At 68.1% G+C, this 13,624-nt stretch carries 11 protein-coding genes; 7 read left to right on the forward strand and 4 right to left on the reverse strand.

What is annotated here, in order from left to right; all coding sequences use genetic code 11:
* Positions 1 to 11 precede the first annotated feature (11 nt).
* On the reverse strand, positions 12 to 719 hold the full coding sequence (locus EV666_RS15295) for an alpha/beta fold hydrolase (RefSeq protein WP_132010066.1): 708 nt from the start codon (positions 717 to 719) through the stop codon (positions 12 to 14).
* A 132-nt stretch (positions 720 to 851) separates the two neighbouring features.
* Here EV666_RS15295 and EV666_RS15300 point away from each other — a divergent pair, with 132 nt between their 5' ends.
* The 5 genes from EV666_RS15300 (at position 852) to EV666_RS15320 (ending at position 6,453) form a co-directional block, all read left to right on the forward strand.
* Positions 852 to 1,721, forward strand: coding sequence for a VOC family protein (locus EV666_RS15300; RefSeq protein ID WP_132010069.1), 870 nt, complete (start codon positions 852 to 854; stop codon positions 1,719 to 1,721).
* Between the two features lie 136 nt (positions 1,722 to 1,857).
* Positions 1,858 to 3,369, forward strand: a complete 1,512-nt coding sequence (hisS, locus tag EV666_RS15305) for a histidine--tRNA ligase (protein ID WP_132010141.1) — start codon at positions 1,858 to 1,860, stop codon at positions 3,367 to 3,369.
* Between the two features lie 294 nt (positions 3,370 to 3,663).
* The gene (locus EV666_RS15310; RefSeq protein WP_132010072.1) at positions 3,664 to 4,800 is read left to right on the forward strand and encodes an ATP phosphoribosyltransferase regulatory subunit; all 1,137 of its coding nucleotides are present in this window, start codon (positions 3,664 to 3,666) and stop codon (positions 4,798 to 4,800) included.
* Between the two features lie 13 nt (positions 4,801 to 4,813).
* Positions 4,814 to 5,794, forward strand: coding sequence for an ATP phosphoribosyltransferase (hisG, locus tag EV666_RS15315; RefSeq protein WP_132010075.1), 981 nt, complete (start codon positions 4,814 to 4,816; stop codon positions 5,792 to 5,794).
* A gap of 191 nt (positions 5,795 to 5,985) precedes the next feature.
* Positions 5,986 to 6,453, forward strand: coding sequence for an META domain-containing protein (locus EV666_RS15320; RefSeq protein WP_245514466.1), 468 nt, complete (start codon positions 5,986 to 5,988; stop codon positions 6,451 to 6,453).
* A 190-nt stretch (positions 6,454 to 6,643) separates the two neighbouring features.
* Here the strand turns inward: EV666_RS15320 and EV666_RS15325 are convergent, their stop codons facing one another.
* From EV666_RS15325 to groES, 3 genes are all read right to left on the reverse strand, one after another.
* Entirely contained in the window at positions 6,644 to 8,455 is a 1,812-nt protein-coding gene (locus EV666_RS15325; RefSeq protein ID WP_132010081.1) for an ABC transporter ATP-binding protein/permease, read from the reverse strand.
* Positions 8,456 to 9,377: 922 nt separating this feature from the next.
* A complete protein-coding gene (groL, locus tag EV666_RS15330) occupies positions 9,378 to 11,024 on the reverse strand; it encodes a chaperonin GroEL (RefSeq protein WP_132010084.1) in 1,647 nt (548 codons plus the stop codon).
* 142 nt (positions 11,025 to 11,166) lie between these two features.
* Positions 11,167 to 11,454 (reverse strand): co-chaperone GroES, encoded by a 288-nt coding sequence (gene groES, locus EV666_RS15335; protein WP_132010087.1) that lies wholly within the window; start codon positions 11,452 to 11,454, stop codon positions 11,167 to 11,169.
* Positions 11,455 to 11,969: 515 nt separating this feature from the next.
* Between groES and EV666_RS15340 the strand changes: the two genes are divergently transcribed.
* Entirely contained in the window at positions 11,970 to 12,458 is a 489-nt protein-coding gene (locus tag EV666_RS15340; protein WP_245514467.1) for a MarR family winged helix-turn-helix transcriptional regulator, read from the forward strand.
* 286 nt (positions 12,459 to 12,744) lie between these two features.
* Entirely contained in the window at positions 12,745 to 13,575 is an 831-nt protein-coding gene (locus EV666_RS15345) for a L,D-transpeptidase (RefSeq protein ID WP_165910039.1), read from the forward strand.
* The last annotated feature ends 49 nt before the right edge of the window (positions 13,576 to 13,624 follow it).

Raw genomic sequence — 13,624 nt, forward strand, 5'->3', positions numbered from 1 at the left:
CGCAGGAAACGTCAGCCCGCCAGCCACTCCCGCAAGGCGGCGTTCACCGCGTCGGGCCGCTCCAGGGTTGAGATATGGCCGCACTCCGGCACAACGACCAGGTGTGAGCCGGTAATTCCGGCGTGGATTTCCTGCGCCCGTTCCGGCGGCGTCAGGCGGTCGCCGTCGCCGACCAGCACCAGCGTCGGGCAGCGGATGGCGGCGAGGCCTGACCGTGAATCGGGACGACCCATGATGGCGCGCTGCTGGCGGGCGTAGGCTGGCAACCCCACCTCTGCGTACATGGTCCGGTAAACCGCCTTCAGCGCCGCGTCGCCGACGCGATCGGCGTGCACGGCCTGCGGCCAGCTTCCGTTGACGACGCCATCCAGATCGCCCGCTTCGGCCAGGGCGATGGCGGCGAGACGACGTTCCGTGGCGTCTGGCGTATCCGCCGTGGCGGCGGTGTCGAGCAGCGCCAGCCGCGTCACCCGCTCCGGCGCCAGGCGCATGATGGCGAAGGCGAGGTAGCCGCCCATGGACAGGCCGGCCAGGGCGAAGCGCGGCGGCGCATCGGCGAGGATGGCGCCGGCGATCTCATCCATGGTCGCGCCGCGCGTGTGACTGGCGACCTGCACCGCCGCCAGCGGCCACAAGGCCGGAATCTGCGCCCTGTACAGCAGCGCCGAGCATCCGAGGCCCGGAACCAGCACCAGCGGTTCGCGCATTGCGGCAGACATGGACGTTCCTCCTTCTCGCCTGAACCATTGACTGGCAGGCCCGCGCAAGCTTCAGGCCCGCGCAACCTTGCCCTGGAAACCGGCTGGGGCCAATCTGCCGGCAAGCAACAGAACGAACCGGAGAAAACGCCCATGCTGACCCAGATCGACCGCATGGTCCTCGCCACGCCGGATGCGGCCGAAACAGCGCGCAACTGGATCGCCCTGCTGGACGCGGAGCCGGACGGCGGCGACCGCATCGCCGCGCTGGGGGCCCGGCGCACCCGGCTGCGCCTTGCCCAGGGCTTTGTCGAGCTGCTGGAGCCGGACGGCGCCGGGCCGGTCGCCGATGCGCTGGCGGCGCGCGGGCGGGCGCACATGTTCGCGGCGGGCGTGTCCACGACAGACATGGCGGGCCTGAAGCGCCGCCTCGCCGATCAGGGCGTGGCGGTGGTGGAAGAGCATGGCCAGTTGCACCCGGACCCGGCCGCCATGGGCGTGCGCGGGCTGCGGGTGGTTGTTTCACCGCATGAAGCGCGTCCGTCCGTGGGGCTGCCCGACTTCTTTTATGAGGCCACCCTGCTCGATCCGGCGCCGGAGCCGGCCATCGCCCGTCTTGCGGCGCTGTTCGGACTTGATCGCGCCATTGAATGCCCGATCGCCTCGGAAACCTTCGGCTATGAGGGAACCCTCACCCTGTTCCAGCCGCGCCAGTTGCACCGTTTCGAGGTCATCAATCCATCGAAGCCCGGCACGACCATGGCCCGGCAACTGCAGAAGCTGGGTCCGGTGATGTATATGGGCTTCGCCGAGGCGGCGCGGATCGGTGAAATCGAAGCCAGGGCCCGGGCGGCCGGCGCCGGCCTGACGGTGGATCGCCCGGCGACGCGGCCGGCGGATCGCATGGCCGACCAGCTGTGGCTGCACCCGGATGCCCTCGGCGGCATGATGCTCGGCGTCTCGCGCCCCGGCATGGCGTGGACCTGGTCTGGCGATCCGGCGCGGGTTCCGGTGATCGACTGAAACGACGGCTGGCGGCGCCAGTGAAACCCGCCGCCGTTCAGGTTACGCTTTTCGTAACAAGCTGGTTGCCGGCCCGGCTTGCCCAAGGTATGCGATCGCCATGTCAGAGAACGATCAGACCCGCAGCGACGCCGGCATGGCCGCAGCGTCGCAAGAGCAGCCGAAAGACAAGGCCCCGCAGCGCCCCAAGGCCCGGCTGGCGCGCGGTTTTGTTGATCGCGGCCCCGCAGAACTGGCGGCCAGCGCCCGCATGCTCGAAAAAATCCGCGAGACTTATGAGTTCTACGGGTTTGACGCGGTGGAGACGCCGTTCATCGAGTACACCGACGCGCTCGGCAAGTTTTTGCCCGATCAGGACCGGCCCAATGAGGGCGTGTTCTCGTTCCAGGACGATGATGAGCAGTGGCTGTCGCTGCGCTATGACCTGACCGCGCCGCTGGCCCGTTTTGTCGCCGAGCATTTCGACAGCCTGCCGAAGCCATACAAGAGCTATCGCGCCGGCTGGGTGTTCCGCAACGAGAAGCCGGGGCCAGGCCGCTTCCGCCAGTTCATGCAGTTCGACGCCGACATCGTCGGCGCCGCCTCGGTCACCGCCGACGCCGAAGTCTGCATGATGGCGGCGGACACGCTGGACGCGCTCGGCCTTGCCGGCAAATACGTCATCAAGATCAATAACCGCAAGGTGCTCGACGGCGTCATGGAGGCCATCGGCATCGGCGGCGAGGACAACGCCGGCCGCCGTCTGACGGTGCTCCGGGCCATGGACAAGCTGGACAAGGTCGGCGTCGACGGCGTGCGCGATCTGCTCGGCAAGGGGCGGATGGACCCATCGGGCGACTTTACCAGAGGCGCGGAGCTGACGCCGGAAGCGGCGGACCAGGTTCTGGCAGTTTTGGGCGCCCGCGAAGACAGCAACGCCGCCACCGTCGCCAATATGGCGCGGGCCTTCGCCGGCACCGCCACGGGCCGGGAAGGCTGCGCGGAACTGGCCGAGATCGCTGGCCTGCTCAGCGCCGCTGGCTATGACGACGGACGGGTCATCATCGATCCCTCCGTCGTGCGTGGCCTGGAATATTACACCGGCCCGGTGTTCGAGGCCGAGTTGACCTTCGAGGTGAAGGACGAAAAGGGCCGTCCGGTGCGGTTCGGATCGGTGGGCGGCGGCGGTCGTTACGACGGCCTGGTCGGCCGTTTCCGGGGCGAGGACGTGCCGGCCACGGGCTTCTCCATCGGCGTGTCGCGGCTGATGGCCGCCCTGCTGGCGGTGAAAAGCCCCGTCGTGGCGGTGGAGCCGCCCATGGGGCCGGTGGTGGTGCTGGTGCTGGACCGGGACCGCCTCGGCGACTACCAGGCCATGGTCGGGCGCCTGCGCGCAGCCGGCGTTCGCGCCGAACTGTACATGGGCCAGGCCGGCATGCAGGCGCAGGTCAAATACGCCGACAAACGCGGCAGCGTCTGCGTGGTCATCCAGGGCAGCAATGAGAAGGAAAAGGGCGAGGTCACCATCAAGGACCTGCGCCTCGGCGCCAGCATCCGCCAGATCAAGGACCGCGAAACCTATCTGGCGAAGCAGGCGGAAGCCCAGTTCGCCGCGCCGGAAGCCGATCTGGTCGCGGCGGTGAACCGGGTGCGGGACCGCTATCGCTGATTGCATCCGGTTGCAGTGGCTGGCCGGCCAGCGCTCAAAAGCCCCGCCAGCCCTTCCGCATGCCGCCATCATGGGTCACCTGTGTGGCCAGACCCATGATGACCTGGCCATCCGCTGGCCCGGAGCCGTCTCCCGGCGGCGGCTCCCCAGTCGCGGGCAACTCAGTTTTCTGATATGGAACCGCGCGATGGCTCGCCAGGGCGGTTTGCCCCGACGGTTCATCCTTGCCAGCCTCGTCATCCCGGACAATCGCCGGACCACCCTCACCCGTCCGGCTCCCTACAGGTAGATCAGATGTCGCCCCTGCTGACCGACGAACCAGCCACGCAACAGGCCTGCGCCGACCTTCTGGCGCTGTTTGGGCGTGAGGGCTACCACCGGGTCGAACCGCCCGTATTGCAGCCAGCGAGCGTGTTTCTCGACCTGTCCGGCGAGGACATCCGCCGCCGCCTGTTCATCACCGCCAGCGGCGACGGCGCCGAGCTTTGCCTGCGGCCGGAATACACCATTCCGGTGACCCGCCAGTTTCTCGAGGCGCGGGCCCGGGGCGCGCAGCCGCAAACCGCGGTGAGCTATCTCGGTCCCGTCTTCCGCCTGCGCGCCGGCGAAACCGGCGAATTCCCCCAGGCGGGCGTGGAATCGTTCGGCCGCGACGATCGCAGCGCCGCCGACGCGGAGATCCTTGGCCTCGCCGTTGAGGCGACCACGACGCTCGGCCTGCGCAACGCCGCCGTGCGGCTCGGCGACATGGGCCTGCTCACCGCCGTGGTTGACGCGCTTGGCGTCGACGCGCCGACCCGCCGCCGCCTGCTGCGCGGCGTCGCCGCCGGCCAGCCGCTGGCCGCACTCACCGGGGAGGGCAATGCGGACGGCGATTACGCCGGCCTGCTTGGCGCCCTGGAGGGGCAGGACCCGCGCGCCGCACGCGCCTTTGTCGAGGACGTGCTGACCATCGCCGGCATCACCACGGTAGGCGGGCGCAGCGCCAGCGACATCGCCCGCCGTTTCCTCGCCCGGGCCGAGCGGCGCGCCGCCGCGCTGGGCGGCGAGAAGCGCGAGGTGCTGGAAAGCTATCTCGCCATCGCCGGCAACCCGGACGACGCGGTGGTCGCCCTGCGCAAGCTGGCTGGCGACGCCAGCCTCGACATCGGCGCGGCCATCGACCAGTTCGAGGAGCGGCTGGGCTTTTTCGCCGCCCGCGACGTAGACGTGGAGCACATCAGCTTCTCGGCCCGTTTCGCCCGCAATCTTGATTACTACTCAGGCTTCATTTTTGAAATCGACGATCCGGTCCGCGCCGACCGCCGGCCAGTGGCGGCGGGCGGCCGTTATGACGGGCTGGCCGAGCGGCTGGGGGCCAGCGCGCCCCTGCCCGCCGTCGGCTGCGCCGTCTGGCTCGACCGTTTCGACAGCCTCGCCGTCACCGCCTGATCCGGGGAAGAACATGGCAACCGATACCCCGCTCGTCATCGCCGTGCCCTCCAAGGGGCGTTTGCAGGAAAACGCCGCGGCGTTCTTCGCCCGCGCCGGCCTCGAACTGCACAGGCCAGGCGGCGCCCGCGACTATCGCGGCGCCATCAGGGGACTGCCCGGCGTGGAAGTGCTGTTCCTCTCCGCTTCGGAGATCGTCACCCAGCTCGCCAGCGGCGCGGCCCATCTCGGCATCACCGGCGAGGACCTGGTGCGCGAACAGGTGCTGGACGCCGACGCCGCCGTGGAGATGCTGACGCCGCTCGGCTTCGGCAACGCCAATGTGGTGGTGGCCGTGCCCCAGGCGTGGATCGACGTGCGCACCATGGCCGATCTCGACGACGTCGCCTCCGACATGCGCGCCCGCCACGGCGAACGCATGCGCGTCGCCACCAAATACATCAATCTGACGCGGGGGTTCTTCGCCGCGCACGGCCTCGCCGACTACCGCATCGTCGAAAGCCTTGGCGCGACTGAGGGGGCTCCGGCCTCCGGCTCGGCCGAGATCGTCGTCGACATCACCACCACCGGCGCGACGCTGGCCGCCAATGCGCTGAAAATCCTCGATGACGGCGTCATGCTGCGCTCGTGGGCCAATCTGGTGGCCGCCATGCGCGCCGACTGGGGGCCGACGGCGCGCGCCGCCGTGCGCACGATCCTGACGCGGATCGCCGCCGAGGAAGCAGCGCGGACGACGCGCGAAGTCTCCGCGCTGGTTCCGGCGCTGGACCGCGAAGCCCTGGAGAATCTCGCCAGCCGCTTCAGCGCCCGCCTGCCATTCGGCCCGCCGGCCGCCGGCGCGCCAGCGACGCTGACGTGCCCCACCGGGCAGGTGTTCGCGCTGGTGGACGCGTTGTCCGCCGCAGGCGCCGATCATGTGGGCGTGCGCAAGCTGGAATATGCCTTCCGCCGGGAAAACACTTTGGCTGAGCGGCTGTTCCGCAGGCTGGGCTGAAGCGCGGGCGGGGCCGCTCCCGGACCTCCCTGCCCGGCCCTGTATCCGGTCAGTGCTTGCAAAGAAGCCCCTGTTACTGGCAAAAAGCCGCAAACGGCGACGCGTCCCGCGGGACGAGGCCGTTGCGGCTGCCGACCGGATCGGGGCAACCGTGCGCCGGGCCCGCGGCTAAGTTGATGGAGTGGATGCACGTGAAAACTGTTCGCCTTGCACTGACGGCTGTCACCGCGCTTGCGGCGGCGAGCGTTCTCACCCTGACGACGGCGGACGCCCAGCAGCGGGGCCATGGTCCGCAGGCCGCGCCGCAGCCCAAGAAAGTCGAAAAGAACTTTCCGCTTGGCAAAAACTGGATCGCCATCAGCCTGAACGGCAAGCGCTATGGCGGCGCCGAGCGCCCCTCCTTCGTGCTCGACTCGCAGTTCCGCGCCCGTGGCTTCGGCGGCTGCAACACCTTCTCGGCGGTGGCCTTCCCGCTGCGCGACATGGGCATCGCCGTTGGCCCGCTGGCCCTGACGCGCCGCGCCTGCGACAAGGCGACCCAGAGCGCCGAGACCGCTTATCTCTCGGCCCTGCGCTACGCCCAGAAGTGGGACATCATCAACGGCCAGCTGGTGATGAAGGGCCCGGCCGGCGAACTGCGTTTCGACCGCACCTTCTGAGGCCGCCGGGAACGCCAGGCGTCTTGCAGGGCCAAGAGGCGCTTACAAAGGCCTGGAGGCGTTTGCAAGGCCAGGAGACGTTTGCAGGGCGAGGCGTTTTGCTGGCTTGATGCCGCATGCACATGAAAAACCCCGCTGCGATGCAGCGGGGTTTTGTTTGTCCGACCTCGCGGGGGCGCCAAGGGGCTGTTCAGGCTGCCTGGTCGCGCGGCTCGAACAGGCGATTGCTCGTGCTGACCATATCGATGACGCGACCGTGCAGGGCGTGCAGGGTTGAGCGATGGCCGATCGACACCAGGGTCGTTTGCGGCAGCTCGCGCGCCAGCAGTCCATATATGGATGCCTCAAGCCCCTCATCCATGGCCGAGGTCGCCTCATCAAGGAACAGCCAGTCCGGCCGCGCCAGCAGGGCCCGGGCAATGGCGAGGCGCTGCTGTTCGCCAAGCGACAGGGCCTGGGACCAGTGGCCGTCCTCGTCGAGCCGGTTGGCCAGATGCCCCAGTTGCGCCGCCTCCAGCGCCCGGCGCAAATCCGCATCGCTCCACGTGTCGGCGGCGGAGGGATAGGACACCGCCTCGCGCAGGGGCCCGATAGGCAGATAGGGCCGCTGCGGCAGCAGCAGCAGGCTGGCGGGGCCGCCCTTTTCATCCTGCGGCAGGGCGATGGCCCCGTGGCCGAAGGGCCAGATGCCGGCGATGGCGCGGAACAGGGTGGATTTGCCCGAGCCCGAGGGGCCAGTGAGCAGCGCCGTCTCGCCTGGCCGGAACGTCAGGTCCTGCACGCGCACAATCTGGGTTCCATCGGGAAGGTTCAGGGCGAGGCCGGCGATATGCAATGACGTGTCCGCGCCTTCGGCGCGGGCGATGCGGGCGGCGCGGCCATGGTTCTGGCCCTCGTCCTCCAGGGCCCGCGCGGCCTCCACCGAGCCGGTGAAGGTGGTGAGACGGTCAACGACGGCCTTGTAGTCGGCGATGGTCGAATAGGCGCTGATGAAGAACGACAGGGAATCGCTGACCCGGCCGAAGGCGCTGGCGGTCTGCTGCATGCCGCCAAGGGTGATCTTGTCGGCGAAATAATATGGCGCCACCAGCACGTAGGGAATGACGTTGGCGATCTGGCCGTAAGCGGCCGTCACCGCCGTTAGCTTCTTGGTGCGGCTGACGATGGCGAGGAAATTGCCAATGACCGCGCCGAAGCGGCCGGCCAGATGCTGCTTCTCCGCCGGGGCGCCGCCAATCAGCGCCACCTGCTCGCCGTATTCACGCAGGCGGGCCAGCGAGAAGCGGAAATCGGCCTCATATTTCTCCTGCTCGAAGTTCAGCCGGATCAGCGGCCTGCCGACCTTGTGGGTGATCCAGGTGGCGAGCACGGCGAAGATGAGCGCGCCCCACAGCAGGAAGCCCGGCACCTGCACGCTGGTCCCCGGGAAGGTGAAGGCGGCCGAGAGCTGCCACAGCACCACGGCGAAGGAGGCCAGGGTCGTCACCGATGACAGCAGGCCGAGGAACAGCGTCATGGTGCGCAGGATGAAGGAATCGATGTCCTGCTGGATGCGCTGGTCAGGGTTGTCGGCGCCATGGCCCAGCAGCTGCATGTGATAGTGGGCGTTGTGGTCCAGCCACTGGCCGACATAACGCTCCGTCAGGTAGGAGCGCCAGCGGATGCGCATGTAGGATTTGAGCGCATACTGGTAGATGGCGGCGACGATGTAGATCACGGCCCAGAACAGGAACACCGTGAACAGCAGGCTCCAGAAGCTGGCCGCGTCCTTGTTCTGGATGGCGTTGAACCAGTCGCGCGAGAAATAGGACAGGCGCACGTTGATCGCCACGAGCGCGAATTCGATGGCGATGATGACCGCGGCGAAAATGAACGCCAGCACGCGCTGCTGCACGGAAAAAGCCGGCAGTGGCCAGATGCGGGCTGTCGTCAGTTCGCGGGAGGTGAAATAGGGCAGCGTCAGACGCCAGATATCGGCAAGGGCCTGTTTCAGTCCATGCATGGGTTCCGCCGGATCGCATTGTTGGGCGCACGCGGACAAGGGGCGGCGCCGCGCCGCCACATGTCGCATCCGCAGGACGCCTGCTGGCCTCTTGGCCGGCACGGCGCGGGAAACATCGGGAGGCGCAGCCCGCGCGAACCGCGCGCGCATCGCCATGAGGGATACGGAGCAGCCGCGCGCCTGATAGCCAGAGCGCGCGATCTCGCCCGGGCCCCCTGCGGGGCCATCACAGCAACCTATGCGATGTCGCCGTCAATCCTCCGTTAAATTTTGGTCATTGTGAGCCGCAAGCGCCTCCACGAGGCGCCACGGGCGCGCGTCAGGAAAAAGCCCGCCCGCGACAGGACGTGGCAATAAAAAAAGCCGCGCGCCCCGGAAACGGAGCGCGCGGCCGTAATCACGGTTCAAGGCCGGGTCGCGCCCGGGCGGCTTCAACCAAAATTGTGCCAGAAAATGGCGACGCAGGCGACGATGGCCAGCGCCAGCGACCAGAAAACACCCGCGACCGGGCTGTCGACTTCATCATTATTGCTCATGGCTTCACCCCTGAGGATTTCCTGACTTCCTGACGGAGCGGAGCCCGTGAGGAAAATGCGTCACAACAACTCGACGGAGCGTTTCCGCGCCACGCGACGCCCAAACGCTCCAGGCTCCCGCGCAATCCCCACCCGGCGGCGACGCCCTGGCGGAATTGCGACCCGTAAACGGACAGGCGCGCCAGCCGCAGCCGGAACGCTCCCATGGGTTCAGTCCTAGAACATCATTGGCAAAAGGGAAACCGCTTTTGCCAAAACATCCCCGCGCGCGATGGCGCTGTCAGGGGCGACCGGGAACCGCCGCGGGTCACGGGGCGCGGAGCGCATGAAAAAGGGCCCCGGAAAACTCCGGGGCCCCCAATTTCGCCAGTTCGGCGCAGGCTGGATCAGAAGTCCATGCCGCCCATGCCGCCCATGCCGCCGGCCGGCATCGCCGGAGCCGCATCCTTCTTCGGAGCGTCGGCGACCATGGCCTCGGTGGTGATCAGCAGGCCGGCCACCGAAGCGGCGTCCTGCAGGGCGGTGCGCACGACCTTCGCCGGGTCGACGATGCCGGCCTGCAGCATGTCGACGTACTCTTCCGACTGGGCGTTGAAGCCGAAGGTGGCGCTGTCCTTGTTGTCGGTGATCTTGCCGACGACGATCGAGCCTTCCACACCGGCGTTCTCGGCGATCTGGCGGATCGGAGCCTCAAGGGCGCGGGCGACGATGGCGATGCCAGCGCGGATGTCGGCGTTGTCCGAGGTCAGGGCCTGCACGGCGGCGCGGGCGCGCAGCAGGGCGGTGCCGCCGCCAGGAACGATGCCTTCTTCCACCGCGGCGCGGGTGGCGTTCAGGGCGTCGTCAACGCGGTCCTTCTTTTCCTTGACTTCGACTTCGGTCGAGCCGCCGACGCGGATGACCGCGACGCCGCCAGCCAGCTTGGCCAGACGCTCCTGCAGCTTCTCACGGTCGTAGTCCGACGAAGTCTCTTCGATCTGGGCCTTGATCTGGGCGACGCGGGCCTCGATCTCCTCGCGGGCGCCCGCGCCGTCGATGATCGTGGTGTTTTCCTTCTCGATGCGGATGCGCTTGGCGCGGCCCAGCATCTCGAGGGTGACGTTCTCGAGCTTGATGCCGAGGTCTTCCGAGATGGTCTGGCCAGCGGTCAGGATCGCGATATCCTCGAGCATGGCCTTGCGGCGATCGCCGAAGCCCGGAGCCTTGACGGCAGCAACCTTCAGGCCGCCGCGCAGCTTGTTGACCACCAGGGTGGCCAGGGCCTCGCCCTCGACGTCCTCAGCGATGATGACCAGCGGCTTGCCGGTCTGGACGACGGCCTCGAGCACCGGCAGCAGCGACTGCAGCGACGACAGCTTCTTCTCGTGGATCAGGATGTACGGATCTTCAAGGTCCGCGACCATCTTCTCGGCGTTGGTGATGAAGTACGGCGACAGGTAGCCGCGATCGAACTGCATGCCCTCGACGATCTCGACCTCGGTTTCAGCCGTCTTGGCCTCTTCAACCGTGATCACGCCCTCGTTGCCGACCTTCTGCATCGCGTTGGCGATTTCCTCGCCAATGAAGCGGTCGCCGTTGGCGGAGATGGTGCCGACCTGGGCGATCTCGGACGAATCCTTGACCTTCTTGGCGCGGGCGGCGATGTCCTTGATGGCGGCGGCGGTGGCCAGATCAATGCCGCGCTTCAGGTCCATCGGGTTCATGCCGGCGGCGACAGCCTTGGCGCCTTCCTTGACGATGGCCTGGGCCAGAACGGTGGCGGTGGTGGTGCCGTCGCCAGCCTTGTCGTTGGTCTTCGAGGCCACTTCGCGCACCATCTGGGCGCCCATGTTCTCGAACTTGTCGGAGAGTTCGATCTCCTTGGCGACCGAGACGCCGTCCTTGGTGATGCGCGGCGCGCCGAAGGACTTCTCGATCACGACGTTGCGGCCCTTCGGACCCAGCGTCACCTTGACGGCGTTGGCGAGGATATCAACGCCGCGCAGCATCTTGTCGCGCGCTTCCCCGCCGAATTTTACTTCCTTGGCAGCCATTTGCTTGCTCCTGGTTCATGAGGCCCGGCCGGCGCGGCCGGCGGATGATCCGCCGTATCGCGGGCGCCTTGCTGGCCCTTGTGTATTCACATGCTGGACAACCGGCCGCTGCCCATGGCGACGGCCCGGGACGGCGGCTGGATCAGCCGATCACGCCGAGGATGTCCGACTCCTTCATGATCAGCAGGTCTTCGCCATCGATCTTGACCTCGGTGCCCGACCACTTGCCGAACAGCACGCGATCGCCAGCCTTGACGTCGAGGGCGACCAGCTTGCCCTGCTCATCACGCGCGCCGGCGCCAGCGGCCACGACCTCGCCCTCCTGGGGCTTTTCCTTGGCGGTGTCGGGGATGATGATGCCGCCCTTCGTCTTCTCTTCGCTCTCGATGCGACGGACGACGACGCGGTCATGCAGCGGACGGAACTTCATGGACCATTCCTCTTGATAGGAGCGCGATGCGCGCACGGTTCGAATGGGGAGCATTAGCACTACATGGACGCGAGTGCTAACGCTGGCCGGGAAATAGGCGCGCGCCCCCGGGGAGTCAAGAAGCCCGCAACGGGCCCTGGCGCAATTTTTTTCCAGGCGGACGACCACCCGCCCGCCGGGCTTTGGGCCGCCCAAGGACAGACGCCCGAAGACAGGAGCCCGAAGACAGGAGCCCCAAGACAGGCCCCTGAAGACAGGCGCCCAAAGACAGACGCCTCGGGACAAGGCCGAAACCGGGCCCGAAAAGCCACCCGCTCCCGGCGGTTTACCAAACGCCGGCAATACGCCATGTTTCGCCGACCGCTCCCGCATGGATGCGCATGTGGGGAGACAGCGCAGGGGAAGACATGACCGCCAGCCAGACCGGCAATCCTTCCACCAGCCACAGGGACGCGCACAGCCACAGGGACGCGCATTCCGGCCCCGGAGTCATATGCGCCTGTCTTCAATCCCGTATGACAGCCCGGGCGCTGACCCGCATGTATGACGAAGCGCTGCGCCCTGTCGGCCTCAAGGTGACGCAACTGTCCCTGCTGGCGGCGATCGACCGGGGCCTCACCGGTTCGATCAGCGCCCTGGCCGACATGCTGGCGCTGGAGCGCACCACCCTCACCCGCAATCTGCGCCTGCTGGGCGAGGCCGGGCTGATCGCCCCCCGCGCCAGCGGCGGCCGCGCCGTCGCCCACGAGCTCACCGACGCGGGTCGCGAAGCGCTCGCCCGGGCGACGCCGCTGTGGCGCAAGGCCCAGGACGCGGTCGAGACGGAACTGGGATCGCGGGCCTGGCTGGAGGCGCGCGACGCCCTGCGCGCCCTGCGCCGCGTCGCGCGCGCCCAGTCCACATCGCCCGAAGCAGCCGATTTCACAACCGACCATACAGCCCATGAGGCGCGGACGCGGGGCCACGGCCGGGGCGCCCGGTCAAAATCAACCAGGACGGGATAAACCCCGGCGGTTTTTTGGGGCGAGGCTTTTGTGGAGGCGCCCTGGACGGCGAGGGTCGGGACCGCGCCCGGACGCTGCGTCGACCCCATGGGACCTTCGCCGGCGACGGCGTCATAATTCCGCTGCCGGGAACCGCCAGCGCCGTCGCGGCATTATCATGGTTGGGAAACAGGCGCGCCTGCGTTCCGGTATGGCGCGCGCCGGCCGCCAGGTCCAGCGTCGTCTGGGGCGGCGCGTGCTGTCACGCCGCTGGCGTTATTGCTGTCATCTCACGCGGAGACGCCGCATGCCGATGCCGGTCATCATGGACACGGGGCCAGCCCCGGTTGCGATTTCCCGCCGGCGGCGCGCGCTGCCGTCGGCTTGCGTCCTTGCCGCCATCGCGCTGCTGGCGACGCCGTTAACCGCCGTGGCGCAGGACTACGGCCCTGGTGGACGCGCCCCGCCCGGCTACTGGCGCGGCGGCGCGCCGGCGCTGGATGGCCAGCAATATGGCTATTGGGTCGATGACAGCGACGCCAGGCCGCGATCGCAACGGCGCGGCCGCAGCGCCGCCCGGGCGCCCCAGCAACTGGACGATCAGGGGTATTGGGATGGCGACGTCTACGGCGGCGAAGCCATGCAGCAGGAGGTGGCGCCGCGTTTTCGCCGCCAGACAACCTCCTACTCCGGCGGTCAGCCCGTTGGCACGATCATCATCGATACCCGTAACAAATACCTGTATCTGGTGCAGGATGGCGGTACGGCCATCCGCTACGGCATCGGCGTCGGCCGCGCCGGCTTCCAGTGGCGCGGCAGCCAGCGCATTTCCATGAAACGCGAATGGCCCGACTGGCGGCCGCCGGCCGACATGCGCCGGCGCCGCCCCGACCTGCCGCGCTTCATGGCCGGCGGCCCTGATAATCCCCTCGGCGCCCGGGCGCTGTATCTGGGCTCGACCCTGTATCGCATCCACGGCACCAACGAGCCCAACACCATCGGCCACAACGTCTCCTCCGGCTGCATCCGGCTGACCAATGACGATGTGATCGACCTGTATTCGCGGGTCAGCGTCGGGGCGAAGGTGGTGGTGATGTCACGCAGGCGCCAGCCTGGCTTCAGGGTCGCGCGTCCTTGAAAATCGCTGCCTGCCGGGAAGTGGCGGCGCCAATATCTGTCCGTGCCTG

The sequence above is a fragment of the Camelimonas lactis genome (genome assembly GCF_004342915.1).
Lineage (GTDB): Bacteria > Pseudomonadota > Alphaproteobacteria > Rhizobiales > Beijerinckiaceae > Camelimonas > Camelimonas lactis.

Bases quoted from the DNA above. Each gene is read 5' to 3' on its own strand.
- EV666_RS15345 (WP_165910039.1), top strand. From the start codon at position 12,745: ATGCCGATGCCGGTCATCATGGACACGGGGCCAGCCCCGGTTGCGATT.
- hisS (WP_132010141.1), top strand. From the start codon at position 1,858: ATGGCCGCAGCGTCGCAAGAGCAGCCGAAAGACAAGGCCCCGCAGCGC.
- hisG (WP_132010075.1), top strand. From the start codon at position 4,814: ATGGCAACCGATACCCCGCTCGTCATCGCCGTGCCCTCCAAGGGGCGT.
- EV666_RS15295 (WP_132010066.1), bottom strand. From the start codon at position 719: ATGTCTGCCGCAATGCGCGAACCGCTGGTGCTGGTTCCGGGCCTCGGA.
- EV666_RS15310 (WP_132010072.1), top strand. From the start codon at position 3,664: ATGTCGCCCCTGCTGACCGACGAACCAGCCACGCAACAGGCCTGCGCC.
- EV666_RS15340 (WP_245514467.1), top strand. From the start codon at position 11,970: ATGACAGCCCGGGCGCTGACCCGCATGTATGACGAAGCGCTGCGCCCT.
- groL (WP_132010084.1), bottom strand. From the start codon at position 11,024: ATGGCTGCCAAGGAAGTAAAATTCGGCGGGGAAGCGCGCGACAAGATG.
- groES (WP_132010087.1), bottom strand. From the start codon at position 11,454: ATGAAGTTCCGTCCGCTGCATGACCGCGTCGTCGTCCGTCGCATCGAG.
- EV666_RS15300 (WP_132010069.1), top strand. From the start codon at position 852: ATGCTGACCCAGATCGACCGCATGGTCCTCGCCACGCCGGATGCGGCC.
- EV666_RS15325 (WP_132010081.1), bottom strand. From the start codon at position 8,455: ATGCATGGACTGAAACAGGCCCTTGCCGATATCTGGCGTCTGACGCTG.